Genomic DNA, 23,141 nt, shown 5'->3' on the forward strand with positions numbered 1-23,141 from the left:
TGCTGGCTGATTTTCTCGCCGCGCGCTGGCGGCAGCAGGCGGCGCTGGCCCGGCTGCGTCGGCTGCGCGCCGTTCCCTGCGCCACGCTGCTGATGGGCAAAGGCGTGCTGGACGAGCGCCAGCCGGGCTACGTCGGCACCTACGCCGCTGCGGGCAGCGAGCCCGGCATCTGCGAGCTGATTGAGCAGACCGATGTAACAATCTGCGTCGGCGTGCGCTTCACCGATACTCTGACGGCGGGCTTTACCCAGAATTTTGCCGCCTCACAGCTGATCGATCTGCAGCCTTTCGCCGCCAGCGTTGCCGGGGAGCGCTTCGGGCCGCTCAACATGGCGGATGCGCTAAGCGAGCTGGAGGCGCTGTTTGCGCGCTACGGCGAGGGCTGGGCGCTGGCGCCGCAGGTGCAGCCGGTCGAGACGGCGGATGCTGGCGCCGATATCAGCCAGAGCGCTTTCTGGCAGGCGATGCAGCGCTTTCTCCAGCCGGGCGACATTATTCTCGCCGATCAGGGCACCGCTGCATTCGGCGCGGCGGCGCTGCGCTTGCCCACCGGCGCGCAGCTGCTGGTGCAGCCGCTCTGGGGCTCCATTGGCTATACTCTACCGGCAGCCTTTGGCGCGCAGACCGCCGCGCCCGCACAGCGGGTGATCCTGATTACCGGCGACGGTTCGGCGCAGCTGACTATTCAGGAGCTGGGATCGATGCTGCGCGACGGGCAAACGCCGATTATTTTCCTGTTGAACAACGAGGGCTATACGGTGGAGCGCGCCATCCACGGCGCAACGCAGCGTTATAATGATATCGCGCAGTGGAACTGGACCGCGCTGCCGCAGGCGCTTTGTCTGCATGGACAGGCGCAGAGCTGGCGCGTCACTGAATGTGTGCAGCTGGATGAGGTAATGGCGCGTCTGCAGGCGCCCGACTACCTGACGCTGGTCGAGGTCGTGATGCCTAAAGACGATCTGCCGCCGCTGTTGCATAAAGTGACGGCTTGCCTCGCGCAACGCAACGGAGGGTAAGATTCGGAGTGTTGCCGCTGTCAAGCGGCTTGCCGGACGGGTAGGCTGTGCTCACCACCTTCAACGCTCGTCTTTTGTCGCGGCGAGCGTTGTTGTTTTACCGGCAGACTTTTATAGTGTCCTGCATCTTAGGGACCCCAAGCGGAGCAACAAAAGAATGACAACTTATGCCCTGGTCGGCGACGTCGGCGGCACCAACGCCCGACTCGCCCTGTGTGAGGTGGAAACCGGCAGCATCTCCCAGGCCCAAACATTCTCAACTTCAGATTATGACAGCCTTGAAGCCGTCATCCGCCACTATCTTGGCGAGCAGCTGCAAAACGTTAAAGACGGCTGCATCGCCATTGCTTGTCCTATCACGGAAGACTGGGTCGAAATGACCAACCATGACTGGGCTTTTTCCACCAGCAAAATGAAAGCCAGCCTTGGCTTCGATCATCTTGAAATCATTAATGACTTCACCGCCGTTTCCATGGCGATCCCGATGCTGAAGGCGGAGCATGTGATTCAGTTCGGCGGCGGCGAGCCGGTAAAGGATAAGCCTATCGCGATTTACGGCGCGGGCACCGGCCTGGGCGTCAGCCATCTGGTGCACGTCGACCGTCGCTGGGTCAGCCTGCCAGGCGAGGGCGGCCACGTCGACTTCGCCGCCAACAGCGATGAGGAAGATTTGATTCTGGAAGTGCTGCGCGCCGAGCTGGGCCACGTTTCCGCAGAGCGCGTGCTTTCCGGCGCCGGTCTGGTGAACCTCTACCGCGCTATCGTGAAGGCGGACAACCGCGTGCCGGAAAACCTCAAGCCGAAGGATGTCTCTGAACGCGCGCTCGCCGATAGCTGCACCGACTGCCGTCGCGCGCTGTCGCTGTTTTGCGTGATTATGGGACGTTTTGGCGGCAATCTGGCGCTGAATCTCGGCACCTTCGGCGGCGTCTATATCGCCGGCGGCATCGTGCCGCGCTTCCTGGAGTTCTTTAAGGCCTCCGGCTTCCGCGCCGCCTTTGAGGATAAAGGGCGCTTCCGCGACTACGTTTCCCGCATTCCGGTCTATATGATCACCCACGATCAGCCTGGCCTGCTGGGCGCTGGCGCGCATCTGCGGCAGACGCTGGGGCGTATTCTGTAGTTCTTTTCAAAAACGGCCCTCGGGCCGTTTTTTGCTTTTGCTCTCCGCTTCATATCACCTGCTGGCTGGCATTAATGCGTGCTGGCGCGAACTGTTTTTCTACAGGCGCATCAGCTCGCGAAAGCGTTTTACTTTGCTGCGGCTGACCGGCACCTGAAACGCCAGATCGCGCAGTTTCAGCAGGTAGGTATTGTTAAACCAGGGTTCTATCTCAGAGATTTTGCTCAGGTTCACGCAGTAAGAGCGATGACAGCGGAAAAAGCGCTGCTCCGGCAAACGGGCGCAGAAATCGCTGATGCTCATCGACATCACATAGGCTTCGCGCCGCGTATAGACGAACGTCAGCTTCTCATGCGCCTCCACGTAATAGATATCGTCAATGTCGGTCACGATAATGCGCTCATCCTTCACCAGATTCACCGTCTGCGGGCCGTGGTCGACCGGCGTCTGGGCGACGCTCTGCTGCTGCCCGACCGCTTCCAGCTTGTTAAGCATGGTGACGATGCGCGCTTCGTGATAGGGCTTGAGAATATAGTCAAAGGCTTCCAGCTCGAAAGCCTCTACCGCATGATCTTTCCAGGCGGTGATAAACACGATCAGCGGCCGCTGCGCGAACTGGTGAATATTTTGCGCCAGCAGCATGCCGTCCAGCGACGGTATATTGATATCGAGAAAAATGACGTCGACCCGATGCTGCTGCAAATATTTCAGCACCTCCAGGCCGTCGTCGAAACAGGCCTCGATCTCTATCTTGCTGTGCTGCTGGATCATCCAGCTCAGCTCCTGCTGCGCCAGAAATTCGTCTTCGACAATAATGGCTTTCATTGCACGCTCTCCGCGACGGCAAGCGGTGATTCGGTTAGCAACTCTCCGCTTTTGCTCAGGGTAAAGGCGATTTCGGTGCCGGGCTGCAGCCGGGTAATGTCGAGCCCCTGGCCGGTCAGCAGTTTGACGCGGTGGTGCACATTCAGCAGGCCGATTTTATTGCCCGGCATCTCATTATTCGCCACGCGCCGCATCACTTCGTCGCTGATGCCCGGCCCGGTGTCGCGCACGGCAATACGCACCCGATCGCCGCACGCCTTAACGCTCAGCGTCACCACGCCTTTGCCGCGGCAGGGCTGAATGCCGTGCACGATGGCGTTCTCCACCAGCGGCTGGATCAGCAGGCTGGGCAATGAGAAGTGCAGATCGTCGTCAACGTCGTAGATCATCGTCAGCTTGTCGCCAAAGCGCGCCTGTTCGATAGCGATATAATCTTTTACCTGCCACAGCTCGCGTTTGATATCGATTGTCTCGTCGTCGTTAAGCTCAAGGTTGTAGCGCAGATAGCGGGAAAGATTAATCACCAGCTGACGCGCCGTATCGGGATTAAGGCGGATAGAGGAGTTGATGGCGTTCAGCGCGTTAAACAGAAAATGAGGATTGATTTTGCTCTGCAGGGCGCGCAGTTCCGCTTTATTCGCCATTTCGCGCAGCTGCTCGGCGCGCGACACCTCCAGCTGGGTCGAGATCAGCTGCGACAGGCCGATCGCCATCTCTTTCAGCGAGCCGGTAATGCGGTGCGCGCGGCGGTAGTAAATCTTCAGGGTGCCGGTGACCTTGCCTTGCTCGCGCAGCGGAATAACGATCATCGAGTGAATATCCCTGGTGCGATGCGCCTCGTCGTTGTTCTTGATGATGATTTTTCCGGTGGCCATCGCCTGCGCGGTGGTGGGGCTAATGCCGTCGTCGCCGTTCTGGTAGTTCTGCTCGCCGTAACCGACGTAGGCGAGAATATGGGTCTTGTTGGTAATGGCGACGGCGTCGGCGTTGATATCGTCACAGATAATGGTGCAGATGCGGCGCAGCGAGTCGCTGTTGACGTCGCGGAACAGCGGCAGCGTTTTGTTGGCAATCTCCAGCGCCAGCTTGGCCTGCCGCGCCGCAATCGCCTCTTTTTCGCCTTCGACGCTCTGCACCAGCAGCACAATCAGGCCGATGCTCGACGCGCCGAGGATCATCGGCAGCGCAATTTCCGACACAATCGACAGGCCAAGCGACATCGGCTTCGCCCACAGCACGATCAGCAGCATGGTAAGGCTTTCGCACAGCATGCCGCCGATGATGCCGACGCGCCAGCGCTGCGCTTTCGGCACGCGGCGGTTGATGGCGCCGGCCACGCAGCCCGCAATAATGCTGGTGATCAGGCAGGGCACCGAGGTGACGCCGTGAATGTCGATCAGAAAACGGTGCAGCCCGGCGATCGCGCCGGTGACGATGCCGACCCAGGGACCAAACAGGATGCCGCCGGCCATCACCGCGATCACCCGCACGTTCAGCAGCGAGCCGTCGACGTGAATGCCCGACCAGGTGCTGAAAAGCGCAAACAGCGAAAAAATGGCAATAACGGCCGCTTTCTCCAGCGGCGCATGTTCATCTTTTTGCAGCAGCTGGCGGAAAAGCCGGGTGCGGGTCAGGAAGAAGAGGCAGATCAGCATCAGGGCGGCGCGGTCAAACACCGCCAGCAGCATATCGAAGTGAGAGATCACAGCCAGCCTTCAGGTCATAACAGAGAGAGGCCTATGATAAAAAATGTGATCGCGATGCGCCAGTGTGCAAAAAGAGTGAGCGCTTCCTTCATGTTGTGGATCAATTTTCATGGCTGAAATGGTAAAAAGGGGAAACCTGAGTCGTAAAACAGGGAAGGTTTTTCATTCGCCGCTGGCGGTGAGCCGATAGTGTTTTTTTATTCAGACAGCCGTTATGGCTATCTGCACCGGGAGTAATTTCATGCAGTTAATCACGCCGCGTCTTACCCTCACCACCCTTAAGCCCGAAGACTGGCTGCTGTTCCGTGCCGTGCATGAAGACGTGGCCACCATGACCTGGGTCAGCGAAATTCCTGACGAGGCGGATTTGCGCCAGCGCTTCAACGAACGCCTCGCGCCCTGGCAGGTCAGCAGTTTTCATATGCTCTGCGTGGTGGCGCGCCTGCGCGACAGCGGCGAGCCGATCGGCCTGTTCGGCTGCAGCCCGGAATGGCAGCCTTATCGTCAGGCGGAGGTCGGCTATATGCTGCTGCACCGGTTCTGCGGCCAGGGGTACGGCAGCGAAGCGCTGGCCGGGCTGAGCGACTTTCTACTGAAGGCGGGTTTTCATAAGCTCAAGGCGATGGTGGTAGAAGGAAATGTGGCGTCGCGGCGTATTCTGGAGAAGAATGGCTATGTGCTTGAGGGGACTTTGCGGGATAATTATCTGCTAAACGGCGAATGGGTGAACGATTGGGTATTTGGTCGTCTGAATCTCGCAGATTAAAAAAATTTTATTCTCCTCTCGACAAGCGCGCGACCGCCGCGTTAAGGTCTTTTTTCGGTCACGGCTGTGACCTGCGTCGCTCGGACGGTCCGGGCGCTTACGTATTCAAGAGGACACTATGGCTGACAACAGCACACCCCGTCGTTTCTCGCGTATCGATCGCCTTCCCCCCTATGTGTTTAACATTACCGCTGAGTTGAAGATGGCTGCGCGTCGGCGCGGCGAAGATATCATCGACCTCTCGATGGGGAATCCTGACGGCCCTACGCCGCCGCATATCGTGGAAAAACTTTGCCAGGTGGCGCAGCGTGAAGACACGCACGGCTACTCAACCTCGCGCGGCATTCCACGCCTGCGCCGCGCCATTTCGCGCTGGTACGCCGAGCGCTATCAGGTAGAGATCGATCCTGAATCCGAAGCTATCGTCACTATCGGATCGAAAGAGGGGCTGGCGCACCTGATGCTGGCGACGCTCGATCACGGCGATACGGTGCTGGTGCCGAATCCCAGCTACCCCATTCATATCTACGGCGCGGTGATCGCCGGCGCACAGGTGCGTTCGGTGCCGCTGGTGGCGGGCGTCGATTTCTTCGCCGAGCTGGAGCGGGCGATCCGCGAAAGCTATCCGAAGCCGAAAATGATGATCCTCGGCTTTCCGTCGAACCCCACCGCGCAGTGCGTCGAGCTGGACTTTTTCGAACGGGTTATCGCGCTGGCGAAACAGTACAACGTGCTGGTGGTGCACGATCTCGCCTACGCCGATATCGTCTACGACGGCTGGAAAGCGCCTTCGATTATGCAGGTGCCTGGCGCGCGCGACGTGGCGGTGGAGTTTTTCACGCTGTCGAAAAGCTACAACATGGCGGGCTGGCGCATCGGTTTTATGGTGGGCAACAAAGAGCTGGTCGCCGCGCTGGCGCGCATCAAAAGCTATCACGACTATGGCACCTTTACGCCGCTGCAGGTGGCGGCCATCGCCGCGCTGGAAGGCGATCAGCAGTGCGTGCGCGACATCGCCGAGCAGTACAAGCGTCGTCGCGACGTGCTGGTGAAAGGGCTACATGAGGCGGGCTGGATGGTGGATAACCCCAAAGCCTCAATGTATGTCTGGGCGAAAATTCCCGATCGCTACGCCGCGCTCGGCTCGCTGGAGTTCGCCAAAAAACTGCTGCAGGAGGCGAAGGTGTGCGTGTCGCCGGGCGTCGGCTTCGGCGACTACGGCGATACCCATGTGCGTTTCGCGCTGATAGAGAACAGCGATCGCATTCGGCAGGCGGTGCGGGGCATTAAGGCGATGTTTCGCGCGGACGGCATTTTGCCGGGCAGCGTAAAAGCGGTAGAAGAAGCAGAGTAAAGCAAAGCGGGGCGACAGCACTGTCGCCCCCTGGCTGGCGCTACAGCATCAGCACGAATGTGCCGAGCCAAAGCAGCACAAAGAAAGAGATTCCCATCAAGGCGTATTTCACAAACAACTCCTCTGAGCGGTTACGACGATAGCGATCCCAGGCCAGCGCAACGCGAACAGAATGAGAAAAACGCATCAGGTCATCATCGCCTCAGGCATTTTCTCAGGTCGTTCCGAGTAACTCAGAACAGGATCGAACGCTAATTTACGCGTAATTGATCCTAAAATAAATAGCACCAGTGTGAGAGATTCATCACGTTTTTACTCTACTTCAATCTCCGGGATCGCCGACATACCAACCCGCAGCTGCGACAGGTCGGGCTGGTCCGTATCCAGCACGATTTTAACCGGAAGGCGCTGGACGACCTTAGTATAGTTACCCGTCGCATTATCGGGCGAAATTGCCGAGAAGGTCGCGCCGGTCGCGGGCGCGATGCTGTCGACATGGCCGGTGAAATGCTTGCCCGGCAGCGCATCAATGGCGATCTGCACCCGCTGTCCCTGGCGCACATCGCTGAGCTGCGTCTCCAGGAAGTTCGCCGTGATATAGGTCTGCTGCAGCGGCACCACCGCCAGCAGCCGCGTCCCGGCGGAAACGTAGGCGCCGACGCGCGCCGCGCGCTGGCCCACCATGCCATCTACCGGCGCGACGATGCGCGTATAGGAGAGGTTCAAACGCGCCTGATCCACGCTCGCCTGCGCGGCCGCCACGTCCGCCCGCGCCTGACGCACCGCCGCCTGCAGTACGCCTGTCTCTTTCATCGCGGAAGCCACCGCCGCCTGGCTCTGACGCACCGTCGCCGCGGCGGAGCGCTGGGTCGAGCTGGCCTTCTGCTGGTCGTCTGCGGCGATAATGCCGCTTTTATACAGGCGGTTATAGCGATCGGCGTTCTGACCAGCATACTGCGCGGTCGCCTGGCTGGCCGCCAGGGTCGCTTTTGACTGCTCGATGGCCGACTGCTGCTGCTCCAGCTGCGCCTGGCTGCTGAGCAGTTTCGCCTCGCTGACCTGCAGATCCGCCTCGGCGCTCTCCAGCGCCACGCGGTAGTCGCGATCGTCCAGCGTCGCCAGCACGTCGCCCGCTTTCACCTGCTGGTTATCCTGCACCTTCACCTCGGCGATATAGCCTGACACTTTCGGCGCCACCAGCGTGTAGTCGGCGTTGACGTAAGCGTCGTTGGTGCGGTGATCGTTGCCGGTCAGGCTAGACCAGATAAAAAACGCGATGGCCAGCAAAACCAGCAACAACAGGCTCAGCAGCACGGTTTTTCTCATTACTAAAGCACGCATAATCTTATTTTCTCGATGTCGAAGAGGCAGGTTGAATCAGGGTTTGCGGCGGCCAGACGCGCTTCGGCAGCCAGGCAGTCAGCAGTAATAGCAGCGCGGCGAACGCGATCAGCAGCAGCCAGCTGTCGCTGAGACCGAGCACGGTGGCCTGATGACGCACCAGGGTGGCGAAACCGCTCAGGTTCTCGCTGCTGCTGACGCTGCCGTCCATCAGCAGCGGATGGCTGGCGCTGGCGTCGGCGCTGCTCGATGCGCTCATTAGCCAGGGGCGGCTGGCCGCCTGGTCCAGCAAAATGTTGGAGTGGACCTTCTCGCGGTGGCTAAGGAAAACTTCCACCAGCACCGAGGCCGCGACGCTGGAAAAGCCGCGCACGGTATTAAACATCGCCGAGGCGAAGGGGCCTTCCGGCGGCGCCACCACGCTGGTGGCGCTCATCAGAATCGGCAGGATCACCATCGGCTGCCCGAACGCCTGCAACATTTGCAGCGTCCAGAAGTTCTGGCGCGCCCAGTCGCTGGTGATCTGCGCGCCGAGCAGACAGGCGGTCACCAGCAAGGCGACGCCCGCCGCCAGCATCCAGCGGCAGTCAATCCAGCGGATATTCAGCAGCGCGGCGACCAGCGGCGCAATCAGCAGCTGCGGCAGACCGACGGTTAACGCCAGCGGCGCGAACTGCAGGGTGCGGAAGCCCTCAACCTGAGCGAAATAGGCGGAGGGCAGCGCCGAGCCGGAGAGCGAGACGATCAGTACGGTCGCCAGCGCCAGCAGGCCGTGCGTCAGATTGCGGCGCGACAGCATCTGCAGCCGAAACAGCGGCAGCGGATGAAACCATTCGTTGATCAGAAACACCAGCAGCAGCGGCGCGGCGGCCAGCAGCATGGCGGCGATCAGCGGCGACTCGAACCAGTCCAGCCGTTCGCCCTGGGTGAGGGCCAGCACCAGCAGCGCCATGCCGCTGCATCCGGTAAGCATGCCGAACAGGTCGATCTGCTTAAAGCGCTCGAGGCGCAGCGGATCCTGCGGCAGACCCCAGCCGAACAGCAGCATGGCGATCAGCATCAGCGGCACCACCTGCCAGAAGACAAACATCCAGCTGACGTCGTCCGTCCAGAATGCCGCCAGCGAGGCGGCCATATTGGGGCCGAAGGTGGCCGTGAGCGCATAGCCGCCCAGCCCGTAGAGCTTAAGCGGCGGCGGCAGAAAGCGCAGCGCCACGGTCATCAGCATCGGCGGCAGCGCGCCGCCGAACAGCCCCTGCAGCACGCGCAGGGCGATAAAGCAGCCGGGCGAAGGCGCCAGCGGCAGCAGAATGCCGCACAGCATAAAGCCGGTCGATACCGTTAGCGAAAAGCGGCGCAGCGAGAAGGTAACGGCAAACCAGGGCGCAATCATCATCGCCGCCACTTCGGCGGCCTGATAGGCCGAGACGATCCAGCTGCCCTGGTCGTAGCTAACGCCGATGGCGGCGCGAATATCCGCCAGCGCGATATCGGTGACGCGGTCGTTAAGACCCGAGGTCAATGCGGCGATAAGCACGCCGACCAGGCCCAGCGCCAGGCGAAGCGTAAAGGGGTGCGGCGTCGGCGCAGCAGCAGCAGGCTGAGCGTTCATAGCAGGTTTCTCATTATTATGATGCAGTGTATTGCGATGTGATACAGGCTGCGATTTTACATTTCGATATGCTGTATTGCAATGTGGTACATGCTGTAAATCGTGCCTTTTTCGCGGTAGAGTAGGGCAGCTGAAAAGGACGACTCATGGCAAAACTTCCATCCAGTCGCGAGGATGAAAAATCGGGCGGTATCCAGGTGATCGCCCGCGCGGCAAAAATTCTTAACGCGCTGGGAGAGCACCCCGGCGGCATGAGCCTGGGCGAAATCGCACAGGCGGTGGATCTGCCGCGCTCCACGGTGCAGCGCATCGTCGCCGCGCTCGATAACGCCCAGCTGGTGCGCAGCAGCGGCGCAGGCGGGTTGCGGCTTGGTCCGGCGCTGCTGAAACTGATCTCCAGCGTGCATACCGACGTCGTCGATCTGGTGCGACCCAAGCTGGAAGCGCTCTGCGCGGCGACCAATGAAACGGTTTCGCTGTCGCGCGCCAGCGGCACGCAGCTGACTATCATTCACCACGTGGTGGCGTCGCGCGAACTGCGCGTGGTGCCGCGCATGGGGCTGAACCTGCCGCTCTACAGCACCTCCGGCGGCCGCGCGCTGCTGGCGCTGGAGTGCGACGACGACGTGCGCCTGATGGTGGGCGAAGCCTACCGCGAGCTAACGGATAAAACCGTCAAAACGCTGCCGCAGCTGATGGCGCTGATTCATGAGGTGCGTAAAACCGGCATCTCCTACGATCGCGGCGAAACCCTTGAAGGCATCTCCACCATGGCGGTGGCGCTGGATACGCTATTCGGCCGTTTCTCCGTCTCTCTGCTGGTGCCCACGTCGCGTTTTCAGAAAAACGAAGCGGCGTACCGTGAAGAGATGCTCAGATGCAAAGAGGCGCTGATACGCGAAATCGGCAAAACTGCCGCTGTTGAAGGATAAACTCTGATGAAAACACTGCTGATGGCTGTTGATAATTCGCCGGTTGCCCAGAAGGTGATCGCCACGGCGATAGAGGAAGCGCTGGCGCACAAGGCGCAGGTTGTGGTGCTCTGCTGCGTCGATCCCGCGTACTCCTCCTGCAACCAGCCTGTCTATATCGCCGCCGGCGAGGATCCGGAAGATTTCGCCGCCGCGCAGGATGAACAGAACACCGCCGAGCTGGTGGTGCGTCACGCGCTGGCGCCGCTGCTGCGCGCTGGGGTTGACGCGCGCGGGCTGATCGTTGCGGGCGAAGCGGCGGATACCATCGTCGCCCAGTCGCACCAGCTCAACGCGCAGATGATCATTATGGGACGGCGTCATCTCTCCTCTTTTAACCGTCTGCTAAAGGGATCGGTGAGCGCGGCGGTGATCGAGCGCGCCCACTGCCCGGTATTAATCGACGTTCGTAAGGATTGAGCAACTTAGCATGACCTCGCTGTGGATCGTCACGCTGGCCGCCTTTGCGCTGCTGGCGCTTATCATCGTCGTTCTGATTAAAACCACCCGGTTGCGCGCCTGGCAGGGCGTCGTGCTGTTCCTGCTGCCGCTGCTGCTGGCGAACCTGCTCTGGTTCAGCTGGCTGAAGCCACAGCAGCAGCATGCTGCCCAGCGCCAGGCGGCGATTGACTATCTGGCGCAAACGCCGGGCTACCGCGTGCTGCAAACGCAGGAGCCGGCGCTGTGGCAGCTGCTGGTGCAGGAGCTGCAGCTCAAGCTGCGTTCTGGCGAAATGCCGCAGCAGGCGACGGGCGAACTGCGCGGCTGGCTGGCCGACCTGATTAATCAGCGGCTGATGCGCGCGCCGGATGCGGCCGTGGTCAACTATATTCGCGCTTCGGTCAATGCGATGCAGGCGCTGGATCAGCGCGATCCGCAGCTCTGTTTCCGCTTTCTTTATCCGCAGGTGAGCGGCGGAGTTAATCTGGCGAAAACGCTGTCGCCGACGCTCAATGCCGAGGACGCCGCGGCGATGGAGCAGCTGCTATTATCGAGTCGCGGCGCCGATTTGCCGGTGGATCAGCCGCAGGCGCAGCAGGATCTGCAGCGTATCGTGGCGACGCTCTATAAGAAGTGGGGCGACAAGCTGCAGCAGCTCAATATGCCTGCCGACACCGCGGTCGATCGCTCCTCTATGTGCGCCATGTCCGTTGATCTCTACAGCGCCATCCTCGCATTGCCGGACAAACACGCCGCGAATCTGCTGCGTAGAATGGTGGCTCTCTCTGGCTGACAGGCGAAAAAAAGCCCGCTCAGCACGGGCATAAAATCAATCTGAATGTCTTCTTGATATCACCTGGTGTGATGCAGACGCTGTTTTGTCTGAAGGCATCTTCTCACCCTTTTAGTGATAGAGATAACCGTTTGGTAATATCACTTTAATCGGTGAAAACTTACATTTGTAGCATTAAGTTGGGCAGTTTTCCGATAGCCGGCGCCAGCGCTGCGGCTTAAACTGCCGCAGCAACGAGAGGAAGAAAGAAAAATGAAATCAATTATCGTCGGCGCGACGGCGCTGTTATTGCTGACTGGCTGTAGCGTCAGCAAACCCGGGGGCTTTGAACGCGTTGATGAAGATCCGAGCGCAAATACGGTGCAGTACCGTTACGATCCGCAGAAATTAAATCGAGATGCGATGGAGTTGGATCTGGCAGATTATTGCGGTAAGAAAGGATTTGATAAGGTGGAAGCGCTAACGCCGCAGGAGAGCCATATTCCTGGGCTGAAAACCAGCTGGTTTCAGTGTAACTATGCGCTGAAAAGCTAATCGAGTTAAATAGTAAAATGGGCGGGTAATATCCCGCCCTTTTTTTATTTTATTATTTTATGCTGTGTGAAATCTTTGCCCTTAGCGGTGATGATGCCAGCCATGCCCGCCGCCGTGATGCCAGCCGCCGCCATGACCTCTGTCGATAATGCACCCGCTCAGCATAGAGATAACGGCAAAAACGGTGGCAACTTTAACGATTTTTTTCACAGAAAGTTCTCCTCTTTTCCGATAGGTACGACATTACGCCGGAATAGTGGAGTGATGATGCAGTGAATGTAGAGTTATTTAGAGAGATATTACCGAATATTTCAGCGCCAAGTATCAGTAGAGGGACATTAAATAAGCCTATCGGAACAGGCTGAATAAAAACGATTATCGGCAAGACAATTCTGAAAAGCAAACGCGACGTTTTTACCCGGTGGAGCGGATTCAGACTAAAGTATGCTGATGCGAAATAAAAAGGAGCGATGATGAAGCCTGAAGTAAAAAATGTACTGGCGTTGCAGGCGGAGCTGGGCGAGTGCCCCACCTGGTCGGCGCGCGAACAGGTGCTGTGGTGCGTGGATATTCTGGCGCCCGCCATTCACCGCTTCGATCCGCGCAGCGGCGCGCTGGAGAGCTTTCCGCAGCAGGAAGAGGTCGGGTGTATCGGCCTGCGCGAGCAGGGCGGAGTGATTGCGGCGCTGCGCAGCGGCGTCTGGCTGCTGGATGAGCAGGGCAGACCGCTGCGTAAAATTGCTGATAACCCAGGCGAGGCGGCGAAAAGCCGCTTTAACGACGGGCGCGTCGATCCCTGGGGCAATTTCTGGTGCGGCAGCCTGTGGGAGCCGCAGGATAAGAACGGCGCGCTGCTGTGCCGCGTAACGCCGTCGCTGGAGCTGGAGGTGAAAGCGCGCGACATCAAGATCTCCAACGGCGTCGCCTTTTCGCCCGATCGCCGCTGGATGTACCACAGCGATACGCCGAATGAAGTGCTCTATCGCTATCCGCTCGATGCGGACGGCGAGCCGGGCGCGCGGGAGATCTTCCGCCAGTTCGACGCCGCAGGCGGCTTGCCGGACGGCGCGGCGGTCGACAGCGAAGGCTTTTACTGGTCGGCGCAGTTCGACGGCGGACGCATCGTGCGTATCGATCCCGTCAGCGCGCAAATTGTTGATGAAATTACGTTGCCGGTGCGCTGGCCGACTATGGTCGCCTTTGGCGGCCCTGACCTGAAAACGCTCTATATCACCAGCTCGCGCGAGGACCGCACCGAAGAGGAGCTGGCGCGCTATCCGCAGTCAGGAGATATTCTGGCAGTAGAGGTGGAGGTAGCGGGTATTGCGGAGCCGCTGTTTCCGGGATAACGCGCAGGTCATCACTTAGCGCATAAAGGCGCGGGCGCCATGGCGCCCGCGCTGCTGCTCAACTCCGCTGCAGCATCTGCTCTGCCAGCGGCTCGCGCTGAGGCAGGCGAATCATCAGCGACAGCAGCAGCGACATCACCAGCAGCGTCATAATCAGGCTAAAGGTCACGGTAAAGCCGCCGAACAGTGAGGCGATCAGCGAGCCGAGCACGCTGCCGATGCCGAAGCCCAGATAAAGCAGCCCGTAGTTTTTCGTCAGGTTATTGAGGCCGAAGAAATCGCTGACCAGCGACGGGAAGACGGTAATGGTGCCGCCGAAGCTGAAGGCGACGCAGGCGAGCGAAGCAAAAAAGGTGGTCTCATTCATGCGGGTAAACAGCAAAATACTCATGCCCGCCAGCGAAATAATCTGCGCCAGTGAGATCACGCGGATACGCGCCATCTTGTCGGAGAGCACGCCGAGCACCAGACGACCACTCAGGTTGGCAATGGCAATCACCGTCACCGCATTGGCTGCGGTTTGCGCGCTGAGATGCACCAGGCCTTCGCCGATATCTTTCGCCACGCCGATCACATAGAGTCCGCTCATGCAGGCGGTCAAAAACATCAGCGCCAGCATCCAGTACTGCGGCAGACGCACCGCCTGCGCCAGCGTATAGTCGCGCGCCTGCTGCGCGCTTTCACCCGTCGCGCGCTGAACCGGCGCGTCGCGCATCAGCAGCGCGCCGAGAATAATCATCCCCATCGCCGCCAGGCCCCAGATAATAAAGGTTTGCTCCAGGCCGACCGCGCCCAGCAGCGCGCCGCAGATAAATTTAAAGCCCAGGCTGCCGAGGCCGTATGCGCCGATAGCGCAGGCGGAGATCACGCCCTTGCGCTCGGGAAACCACTTCACGCAGTTTGACAGGGTCATCAGATAACCCGCGCCGTCCGCCAGCCCGACCATCACGCCTGCGCTGAGATAGAGCATCATCAGATTGTCGGCATGGGCTGTCAGCCAGAAGCCGGCCGCCATCAGCAGACCCGCGCCGATAGCGACGCGCCGCACGCCGAATCGCTCCTGCAGCTTGCCCGCCAGCGACGAAGCTACCGCCAGACCAAGGCTCAGCAGCCCGAACGAGAAGGCGACCTGACTTACCGTCGCGTCGAGTTTTGACGCCAGCTGGCCGTTGAACAGGCTCCAGGTATAGACCGAACCCAGCGCGAACTGGGTGATGACCGTGCCGACCAGGGTAAGCCAGCGGGTGCGTTGGTAGGATGAAGACATTGTCTGATTCATAATTTTCTCTCCCGTCCGGGGATCTGGACACTAACGCCAGATTAAAACGAGGCTACGCGCGCGCGACGAGAAAAAGCATGAACGGGATGAAACGCGTCATGAAATGCCGCTGTCAGGGTATGAACGGCAGTGAATCCGCTTCGCTAAAGTATGAACAATTCGGCAACCTGATAATGATTGGTTACCTGAGGTAAGCAGATGTGTCTCTCAGCCGGTTTTGCCAGCAGAAACGCAGAATATTTGCCAGGCTTAAAGCTCACTTTACAGGAGGAAATATGAAAGACCGAGCATATGAATCCCTTAGTTGTGAGGACGAAGTCCGCTGCATCATCGGTCAGGCAGTGATTGAACTCAGCGATGAGCAGCAGCCTGTGACTAAATCCACTTTGGCATTGAAACTGCTCTCCATGGCCGACCAGGACAATGACGATGAGCGCGTGCTGCTCTACTGGATAGCGCGCAAGGCGATTAACCGACCTCATCAGCTTGCCCCTGTGCAGCGCCGGGCATGACGCTCAGCGGGGCGGGCGTTATGCCCGCTCTTTGCTTTACTGCGGGACGCGCCTGCGCCCGCCTGGCACACGCGCAAACATCACCAGGTTGCCTGCCAGAATCATGGTTAATCCCATAAAGCCTTCCGCATGCCAATGATATCCTTCATAAAGCGTCGACAGCCCTAATGCCACCAGCGGAAACAGCAGCGTGCTGTAGGCAGCCTGGCTGGCACCGATGCGGCCAACCAGCGTGAAGTAGGCGCCGAAGCCAATCACCGAGCCGAAAATCGCCAGATACGCCACCGCGCCCAGCCACTGCCGGTTCCAGACAGGTTGTAGCGATTCGCCCTGCAGCAGCGTGACCAGCGCCATCGCCAGCGCGCCGTAGAGCATCGCATAGCTGTTGGTCGTCAGCACATCGCGCTGCAGGCGCTGATGGCGCAGGCTGATCATATTGCCCAGCGAAAACCCCAGCGTGCCCAGCGCGCTCAGCCCAATACCCCATAACAGCTGGACAGAAGCTTCGCTGCCGTGCAGATCGCGCCAGAAAAGGGCCACCATTCCGCCGGCGCCGAGCGCGGCGGCAGGCAGTAGCCGCAGGGAAGGGCGCTGCCGGAAAAAGAGCCAGCCGTTGAGCGCGTTGTAGAGCACCGCCATCGAAAAGATCACTGACTCTAGCCCGCTGTTGATCCAGGCAGCCGCGTGGTAAAAGCAGAGAAAATTAAAGCCGAAGACGCAGCAGCCCTGCAGCAGGCAAAAGAGGTGATCGCGCGCCGTCAGCGCGCGCAGGCGCTTAATTGCCCTGAGCGCCGCCAGCATCACCAGCGACGCCACGATAAACCGCCAGAACACCGCCGCGCCGACGCTGCCGCCGCTGGCCGTCTGCTGGGCGTAAATGGCGATCCAGGTGGTGCCCCAGATCAGCACCACGGAAAGGTATAAAGCGAGATTCATTGCATGCCTCCTTCAAGTCAGGCCGCAGTATTACCGGGAAAGCGGCAGGCGGCTTGCAACGGCTTGCGGCGCACTTGCAAATTCTTGCGCTTTTTTATCCGTCGCGTCGGATAAGACTGTTCTCTTCAGGCGGCTCTTCATACACTGGAGCCCAGTTAGCAGGAGAACGCCCGTGAATGCCCCGACTTACCAGACTTTCGATATGCTGCAACGTCATAAAGCCCAGCTGCGTCACCACGCCCGGCTTAGCGACGGCACGCAGCTGGCGCACTGGTTCAACAGCGGCGATCGGGTGACCAATCTCAGCAACCATCACACCCTCAGCCTCTATATTGCCGACGGCTACGATACCTGGCACAAAACCCCGAACGGCTGGCGTAACGGTGGTGGGCCGGATCGCTTCTGCCTGATGCCCGCCGGCGTCGAGTCAACCTGGGATCTGCGTTCCGATCTCTCGTTCGTCCATCTCTACTGCTCCGAAGCGCATCTGCGCCAGCTGGCGGAGGAGACGTGGGATCGCAGCCCGGCGCACCTTCAGCTGCACGAAAAAGTGTTCGCCAGCGACGATCGCATTACTCAGCTCTATCGCCATTTTCTGCTCAGCTGCGACTGGCAGCAGCCTGCAAACCAGCTGATGCTGAGCAGCGCCTCAACCCTGCTGCTGACCCATCTGCTGCAGCGCTACAGCGACGTGCGCTGGCGCGCGCCTCAGACGCGCGGCGGCCTGGCGCCTGCGGTGCTGCGTCGCCTGATCGCCTTTATCGACGCGCATCTCGATCGGCCGCTGACGCTGGCGCAGCTGAGTCACGAAGCGTCGCTAAGCGAGTTTCACTTCGCGCGCATGTTTCGCCATTCGATGGGCGAAGCGCCGCACCAGTACGTGATGCGACGTCGCATGCAGCGTGCGCAACAGATGCTGGCGGATGCCTCGCTTTCGCTGACCACCATCGCTTTCAGCTGCGGGTTCCATTCGCCCAGTCATTTCAGCAACCGTTTCAGGCAGATCCATGGCGTTTCGCCTTCGGCTTACCGTAACGGCCAGCGGGGCGCGTAAGAGAGCGGCCCGCTGGCTTGTAAGGGGAGCAGCGAAAAGGTAATACGACAGGAACTATGGCAATAAACAGACGGGGCTATGTCTTGCCTGTTAGCTTTTCTTTTAATAAAGGTTGGCATTAATACCCCTGCGCCACTCTTTAACATGGCGGTTTTTATTGCAATTAAAATAATAGCTTTCAAATTCTTCGTTAATTTGCTCACAAATTTTAATTAGGGTTAATTAAGCCACTTGCATAGAGCTGCAGCGATGATAATGTGTTTTTGTTTAAAGGCAGGGTTGTAACTGTTGCGGCAGGCAAAACCTAATCTGCAGTGTAGGCTGCGGATCGGTTTTTTTTTGATAATGGATTTTAATAAAAGACCACGCGACTACGTTGTCGGGTTATCGCTGGCGGCCAGAAGTAGATAATTATAGGTTCATCTAATACAAAAAAGTAAAGCGGCCTCAGTGAGTGATACGGGATTGTGACAGCATCATGCGGGCAAAACCCGGGCGAGATATTTGAAAAGAATATCTCTCCCGGGTTTTTTTATTTTCATATCCTGGGGAAAACAAAAATGCACCATAAACGGCTGGTTTTATCTTTATCATTACTTGTTATTTTTCCTTTTCTCGCCGAGGCGAATAGCAACGCGCTTCAGGACTACGAGGCCGTTGAAGAGCGGCTGGCTAAGCTGGAGGCGGATAATGACAAGCTCAAAGATTTCAATTTCGCAGGCTATTTCCGCGGCGGCTGGGAGAGCGCTGCGAAAGGCACCACCAACGCCACGGTTACGCTGGGCAAAGGCGTAAGCGCCTCCGGTATTAGCTTTGAAAGGCCCAACTGGGCGCAGGGCGCTTTAGGTCGGTACGGCAATGAATTTTACGGCTGGTACGATCTTATTTTATCTCAGCGCTTTTACAACAAAGACGGCGTCTCTATGAAGGCAGTAGTGCTGCTGGACGGCTCTATCGACCTCGACAGCAGCAATAACAACTTCGCTAAGTCCGACGGCAACGATATCTCATTCGGCAAAATGTATCTGGAAACCAAGGGGCTGATTCCCGGCCATCCTGAAGCCACGTTCTGGGTAGGGCGCAATCAGCTTCCGGCCAAAGAAATTTTGATGTTTGACTGGAAATACGCCTACACCGCGGAGGGCGGCGGCGCAGGCATCCAGAATGTGCGCATGGGGCCGGGCGCGCTCGATCTCGCGGTCGGGCGCAACGACTACAAGGTGTTTAAAACCGACCTGAGCGGCAGCACCTCGGTCGCCACCAATACCGTCCAGATGCGTTACCACGATATCAGGCTGACGCCCGATATCACACTGGGCCTGCTGGGTGATTACGCGATAGCAAATGCTTCCGACAGCCAGAAAAAACGCGCGGCGGCGGGCGAAATCTTCACGCTCAAAGATGCCTTTATGGCGGGCGCGGCGTTCAGAAAAACCGAGGCGGATAGCGGCTTCAACGAACTGGTTTTGCAGGTGGCCAGCAACGGTATGGCGACTAATATGAGCCGGCTGCACGGCGCCAATCCCTATCTCGGCCACAGCGACAACTACTTTGGCGAGCAGAGCGGCGGCCTTCTCTATCGGGCCGTGACGCAAGGCGAAAATTTTATCGGCGACCATTTCGGCCTTGTCCATGCTATCGCGCTGGGGAAAGCCAGCGATATCGTCGATCCCGAAACCTTTGCGCCGCATTCGGACCTGACCTTTTTCCGCTCGGCTCTTCGTCCCGCCTATATCTGGGAAAATAATAACCAGACCGGCGTCGAACTGGGATATTTCAATCAAAAGAGTAAGCAATTCGGCAAGACGTTAAGCGAGTCGGGCGTTAAAACAACCTTCTTTCATACGATCCGCTTTGAAAAAAGCAGCTTCGGGCTGCTGCCTGAAATTCGCTTTTATGCTACCTGGCTAAAAGCGCTGGACAACCAGCTCGATAATGTCGCGTTTGCAGATAATAAAGATGACCAGTGGAAATTCGGTATTTCTGCGAACGTCATCTTTTTCTGAAGAGAAGTTTTTTCTGGGAAAACAGGAGAAGAAAATGAAACGTAATTTACTGGCTGCACTGATCGGCATGTCCTGTCTGGCCGCGACAACCACGGCGAATTATGCCTGGGGGGCGCAGGAAAAACCTAATATCGTTTATATCCTCGTAGACGATCAGCGCTATGACGCTATGGGTTTTATTAACAGCGATGCCGTCACGCCAAATATGGATGCGATGGCGAAAGAGGGGACTTATTTTAAAAATGCCTTTGTCACTACCTCGCTATGCGGCCCCAGCAGAGCCTCTATTCTGACCGGCATGTATGCCCATAACCACGGCATGGTGGACAACAATAAAAACGATAACGTATATGGCCTCGATTTCTTCCCGCAGCGCCTTAAGGCGGCCGGATACCAGACGGCGTTTTTCGGCAAATGGCATTTCGGCGGGGTAGAGACCGAGGCGAAACCCGGCTTTGCCGGTTTTGATCGCTGGGTTGGCTTTATCGGCTCCAACGCGCAGGGCAATTATTATCCCATCAATGAATTTGGCGGCGCCTCCGAGCTAAACGTTGATGGCAAAATCGTCAAGCAGAAAGGGTATATCACCGATGAGTTGACCGACTATGCGGTTGACTGGATGGAGCACCGCGATAAATCAAAACCCTTTATGCTCTATTTGGGGCATAAGGGCGTACATGCCGATTTTCTGCCCGCGCCGCGTCACATCGGCAAGCTCAAAGGCAAGGTATTTAAAAAACCTGATTCCTGGGTCAATAACGCGGCGAACTACGAAGGAAAACCGCGCTGGGTTAAAGACCAGCGCAACAGCTGGCACGGCATCGATTTCCCCTATATGGAGAACATGGATTACAACAGCTGGCTGGAGAATTATTACGAAACGCTGATGTCGGTTGACGAGAGCGTGGGACGTATCCGCCACTATCTGAAAGAGCAGGGCCTGGATAAAAACACCATCATTATGGTGATGGGGGATAATGGCTTTATGTTCGGCGAACATGGCCTGACGGATAAACGTAACGCTTACGAAGAGTCGATTCGCGTTCCGCTTCTCGCCAGCGGACCAGGGTTCGATGCGGGCCGTGTGGTAGAGGACGTAGTCGCCAATATCGATATTGCGCCAACCATTCTCGATGCTGCTGGCATCGCTAAACCGAAAAATTACGACGGCTCCAGCTTCCTGGCGCTGGGCAGCGGCAAATCCCCGGCGGATCCGCGCAGTAAAACCTTCGTCTATGAATACTTCTGGGAATATAACTTCCCTTATACGCCAACGACCTTCGCTATTCGCGGCGACCGCTATAAGTACATCAACTACTATGGCGTCTGGGATACGGAAGAGCTCTACGATCTGAAAGCGGATCCCAAAGAGATGCATAACCTGATTAACGCGACCGATCCCGCTATTGTGAAAATCAAACAGGCGCTGCGTCAGGAGCTGTTCAACAAGCTCAGCGACCACAAAGGCAAGAATGTTATTCCCTATAACGCCAGACTTTCCGAAGGCATCGTTCAGCGCTACGAAGATCACGGCAATGGCGTGAGAGCCGCTGATTTCCCTAAAGGCTGGATGCGGCCTTACGGTACCAGCGATAAGTTTGTCGGCTTCCTGCCAGACACGCCTGATAAAGCGCAAAAGCTGCAAAAAATGAGCGAAGCCATGCAGAAAACGAAGGAATATATTAAGCAGCAATATATGAAAGAAGAGCAATAACGCTCTCACAGCGAAGGCGGAAAGACTCTTTTCCGCCTTGTTTTTATCAGGCACCTGATGTCGCGCAGCAGCCTGGTGCGGCTAGCGGTTTAGCAACATCGCTTTCATCTCTTTCTTCATACGCGTTGGCGACGCCTCTTTTCTCAGCAGCTCGTAAAGACGATGCAGCGCGGGTACGACATGGCTCAGGTGGATGCGGAAACCTTCGCAAAGATAGTGCTTATTAGATTTGCCCTCGCCAGAAAGCGCGAAGCGCTGTTTTGGGCAGCCGCCGTTGCAGGCCTGCAGAAACGGACAGCTCAGACAATCTTTGCTGATATCGGCCGCTTTTCGCCGGGCGAAGGCCAGATTTTGCGGTGAGTTCACCATTGCGGCGAGATCCTGTCGATGGATATTGCCGAGTTTGTATTCGGGATAGACGAAGTGATCGCAACAGTAAACATCGCCATTCGCCTCCACGATGGGATTGGCGCCGCAGGTTACGCCGATCACGCAGGCGCTTTGCATGCCGTACAGCTGCGCCAGGGTTTGCTCAAAATTCATTACGAAGATCTGTCCGATATCCCGGGTGGCCCATTCATCAAAAATTGCATTAAGAAACGCCCCCCATGCCCGAGGAGAGACGGACCATGGCTCGACGCGACACGCCCCTGAAAACGTCGGCGGGATCAGGGTAAGTCCATCCACAGCCGGCGTCGATGCCCGACGTTCTGTGAGCGGGATAAACTGCATATAGCGACTGCCGATGCTTTTCAAAAAACGGTAAAGCTTGACGGGCTGGCGGACGTTGACGTCGTTAACCACGGTAAGCGTATTGAACTGAACGTGGTGACGCCTCAGCAGGGCGATTCCCTCAATAACCGCATCAAAGGTGCTTTTGCCCGCTCGCGTCATACGGTACGCGTCGTGGCTGGCGCGGTCGCCATCTATCGATACGCCAACCAGAAAATGGTGCTCGCGGAAAAATGTCGCCCATTCCTTATTTAGATTAACGCCGTTGGTCTGAAAGAAGTTGTTAACGGATTTTGTACCGCGATATTTGTTCTGAAGCTCGACGGCGCGAAGATAAAACGCAATGCCCAGCAGGGTGGGTTCGCCCCCCTGCCACAGGAAGTCGACCACATCGCCCTTTTGCGAAGCGATATGCGATGCAATATATTTTTCCAGGGTTGCATCTGTCATGCGCCAGTTTTGTTTTCTCTCCGGATAAAGCTTTTCTTTCTCAAGGTAAAAGCAGTAGGCGCAATCGAGATTGCAGAGCGACCCTGACGGCTTTGCCATTAGCTGAAAATTCTCAATTGTCATTTGGTGATCCTTTATTTTCTAAGCAAGCTAACTGTTGCCAGATGCTGTTAGGTTTTCTGTTAATAACAGGTTTCGCCCAGGCAAGGTCACGATCGCTAAGAATATAACGCCGTCTTCAAAAGAGACGGCGCGTTTATTTGAGATGCAGATCACGTTTGTTTTAATTAAATCAGCATGACGGATTATCAGCATGCGTCATGGCGATATAGCTGAGATCCTTTGTTATTTTCATATTTATATCAAAGCGTAAGAGGTTGGGCGATAGGGTTTCACTCTGACGATTTTTTATGACGGAATGCGCTGAATAATAATTCAAGGCCAGAAGATTAACCCGTTGAGTCCATTTACCTTTAGTTAACTTAAACTCCAAAATAATTAGGATTATTCTGATTGTAAATCAATTTTTTGATCATTTGATTCCTGGTGCTTTATTACTCTATTATCTCGACGGAAAAAGTTTTACGACGATTGTCACACAGCGATTAAACGAGGGACAGAGTA

22 protein-coding genes are annotated in these 23,141 nt (G+C 57.5%); 13 read left to right on the top strand and 9 right to left on the bottom strand.

Translation table 11 applies throughout. The features are described from left to right. Together B3229_RS19300 and glk are read left to right on the top strand one after the other, a co-directional pair. A partial coding sequence (locus B3229_RS19300) for a thiamine pyrophosphate-dependent enzyme (protein ID WP_286873570.1) occupies positions 1-1,019 on the top strand: 1,019 nt, incomplete at its 5' end. Between the two features lie 157 nt (positions 1,020-1,176). After that, the gene (gene glk / locus B3229_RS19305; RefSeq protein WP_033753641.1) at positions 1,177-2,142 is read left to right on the top strand and encodes a glucokinase; all 966 of its coding nucleotides are present in this window, start codon (positions 1,177-1,179) and stop codon (positions 2,140-2,142) included. Positions 2,143-2,241: 99 nt separating this feature from the next. Here the strand turns inward: glk and B3229_RS19310 are convergent, their stop codons facing one another. Together B3229_RS19310 and B3229_RS19315 are read right to left on the bottom strand one after the other, a co-directional pair. Continuing rightward, positions 2,242-2,967 carry a LytR/AlgR family response regulator transcription factor gene (locus tag B3229_RS19310; RefSeq protein WP_286873573.1) on the bottom strand — a complete coding sequence of 242 codons (726 nt, stop codon included), beginning with the start codon at positions 2,965-2,967 and terminating at the stop codon, positions 2,242-2,244. Next, entirely contained in the window at positions 2,964-4,655 is a 1,692-nt protein-coding gene (locus tag B3229_RS19315) for a sensor histidine kinase (RefSeq protein WP_048784897.1), read from the bottom strand. Before B3229_RS19315 ends, B3229_RS19310 begins: the two co-directional genes overlap by 4 nt. A gap of 259 nt (positions 4,656-4,914) precedes the next feature. Between B3229_RS19315 and B3229_RS19320 the strand changes: the two genes are divergently transcribed. Together B3229_RS19320 and alaC are read left to right on the top strand one after the other, a co-directional pair. Continuing rightward, positions 4,915-5,439: a GNAT family N-acetyltransferase gene (locus tag B3229_RS19320; protein WP_286873576.1), complete on the top strand. Its 525-nt coding sequence runs from the start codon at positions 4,915-4,917 to the stop codon at positions 5,437-5,439. A 118-nt stretch (positions 5,440-5,557) separates the two neighbouring features. Then, positions 5,558-6,793 (top strand): alanine transaminase, encoded by a 1,236-nt coding sequence (alaC, locus tag B3229_RS19325; protein WP_033753634.1) that lies wholly within the window; start codon positions 5,558-5,560, stop codon positions 6,791-6,793. Between the two features lie 40 nt (positions 6,794-6,833). Here alaC and ypdK read toward each other — a convergent pair whose 3' ends face one another. The 3 genes from ypdK to B3229_RS19340 form a co-directional block, all read right to left on the bottom strand. Beyond that, positions 6,834-6,905, bottom strand: a complete 72-nt coding sequence (gene ypdK, locus B3229_RS19330; protein ID WP_152904249.1) for a membrane protein YpdK — start codon at positions 6,903-6,905, stop codon at positions 6,834-6,836. A 200-nt stretch (positions 6,906-7,105) separates the two neighbouring features. Further along, positions 7,106-8,134 carry an HlyD family secretion protein gene (locus tag B3229_RS19335; protein WP_048784891.1) on the bottom strand — a complete coding sequence of 343 codons (1,029 nt, stop codon included), beginning with the start codon at positions 8,132-8,134 and terminating at the stop codon, positions 7,106-7,108. A gap of 4 nt (positions 8,135-8,138) precedes the next feature. After that, entirely contained in the window at positions 8,139-9,746 is a 1,608-nt protein-coding gene (locus tag B3229_RS19340) for an MFS transporter (protein WP_048784889.1), read from the bottom strand. Between the two features lie 146 nt (positions 9,747-9,892). On the opposite strand from B3229_RS19340, the gene B3229_RS19345 reads away from it, so the two are divergent. The 4 genes from B3229_RS19345 to B3229_RS19360 all read left to right on the top strand — a co-directional run bounded on the left by B3229_RS19345 (position 9,893) and on the right by B3229_RS19360 (position 12,485). Then, a complete protein-coding gene (locus B3229_RS19345; RefSeq protein WP_033753624.1) occupies positions 9,893-10,678 on the top strand; it encodes an IclR family transcriptional regulator in 786 nt (261 codons plus the stop codon). A 6-nt stretch (positions 10,679-10,684) separates the two neighbouring features. Then, positions 10,685-11,137, top strand: coding sequence for a universal stress protein (locus tag B3229_RS19350; protein ID WP_048784887.1), 453 nt, complete (start codon positions 10,685-10,687; stop codon positions 11,135-11,137). 10 nt (positions 11,138-11,147) lie between these two features. Next, complete coding sequence (locus B3229_RS19355) at positions 11,148-11,951, top strand: hypothetical protein (protein WP_286873583.1); 804 nt, start codon at positions 11,148-11,150, stop codon at positions 11,949-11,951. Positions 11,952-12,203: 252 nt separating this feature from the next. Further along, positions 12,204-12,485: a membrane lipoprotein lipid attachment site-containing protein gene (locus B3229_RS19360; protein ID WP_033753614.1), complete on the top strand. Its 282-nt coding sequence runs from the start codon at positions 12,204-12,206 to the stop codon at positions 12,483-12,485. A gap of 81 nt (positions 12,486-12,566) precedes the next feature. Here the strand turns inward: B3229_RS19360 and B3229_RS19365 are convergent, their stop codons facing one another. Further along, a complete protein-coding gene (locus B3229_RS19365; protein WP_255351578.1) occupies positions 12,567-12,695 on the bottom strand; it encodes a hypothetical protein in 129 nt (42 codons plus the stop codon). Positions 12,696-12,958: 263 nt separating this feature from the next. On the opposite strand from B3229_RS19365, the gene B3229_RS19370 reads away from it, so the two are divergent. After that, on the top strand, positions 12,959-13,834 hold the full coding sequence (locus tag B3229_RS19370; RefSeq protein WP_286874197.1) for an SMP-30/gluconolactonase/LRE family protein: 876 nt from the start codon (positions 12,959-12,961) through the stop codon (positions 13,832-13,834). Positions 13,835-13,892: 58 nt separating this feature from the next. On the opposite strand, the gene B3229_RS19375 is transcribed toward B3229_RS19370, so the two are convergent. Beyond that, positions 13,893-15,113 carry an L-lactate MFS transporter gene (locus B3229_RS19375; protein ID WP_048784697.1) on the bottom strand — a complete coding sequence of 407 codons (1,221 nt, stop codon included), beginning with the start codon at positions 15,111-15,113 and terminating at the stop codon, positions 13,893-13,895. A gap of 275 nt (positions 15,114-15,388) precedes the next feature. Here B3229_RS19375 and B3229_RS19380 point away from each other — a divergent pair, with 275 nt between their 5' ends. Next, positions 15,389-15,625, top strand: a complete 237-nt coding sequence (locus B3229_RS19380) for a hypothetical protein (protein WP_048784698.1) — start codon at positions 15,389-15,391, stop codon at positions 15,623-15,625. A gap of 36 nt (positions 15,626-15,661) precedes the next feature. Here B3229_RS19380 and B3229_RS19385 read toward each other — a convergent pair whose 3' ends face one another. Beyond that, positions 15,662-16,561: a DMT family transporter gene (locus B3229_RS19385; protein WP_286873589.1), complete on the bottom strand. Its 900-nt coding sequence runs from the start codon at positions 16,559-16,561 to the stop codon at positions 15,662-15,664. A gap of 202 nt (positions 16,562-16,763) precedes the next feature. On the opposite strand from B3229_RS19385, the gene B3229_RS19390 reads away from it, so the two are divergent. The 3 genes from B3229_RS19390 (at position 16,764) to B3229_RS19400 (ending at position 21,335) form a co-directional block, all read left to right on the top strand. After that, positions 16,764-17,615 carry a helix-turn-helix domain-containing protein gene (locus B3229_RS19390; RefSeq protein ID WP_048784712.1) on the top strand — a complete coding sequence of 284 codons (852 nt, stop codon included), beginning with the start codon at positions 16,764-16,766 and terminating at the stop codon, positions 17,613-17,615. A 560-nt stretch (positions 17,616-18,175) separates the two neighbouring features. Further along, positions 18,176-19,621, top strand: a complete 1,446-nt coding sequence (locus B3229_RS19395; RefSeq protein ID WP_286873591.1) for a carbohydrate porin — start codon at positions 18,176-18,178, stop codon at positions 19,619-19,621. 34 nt (positions 19,622-19,655) lie between these two features. Then, positions 19,656-21,335, top strand: a complete 1,680-nt coding sequence (locus B3229_RS19400; RefSeq protein ID WP_286873593.1) for a sulfatase family protein — start codon at positions 19,656-19,658, stop codon at positions 21,333-21,335. A gap of 81 nt (positions 21,336-21,416) precedes the next feature. Here the strand turns inward: B3229_RS19400 and B3229_RS19405 are convergent, their stop codons facing one another. Then, positions 21,417-22,640, bottom strand: a complete 1,224-nt coding sequence (locus B3229_RS19405; protein WP_286873595.1) for an anaerobic sulfatase maturase — start codon at positions 22,638-22,640, stop codon at positions 21,417-21,419. Between the last annotated feature and the right edge of the window lie 501 nt (positions 22,641-23,141).

The organism is Pantoea sp. UBA5035, from assembly GCF_002415245.1.
Taxonomy (GTDB): Bacteria; Pseudomonadota; Gammaproteobacteria; order Enterobacterales; family Enterobacteriaceae; genus Pantoea; species Pantoea septica.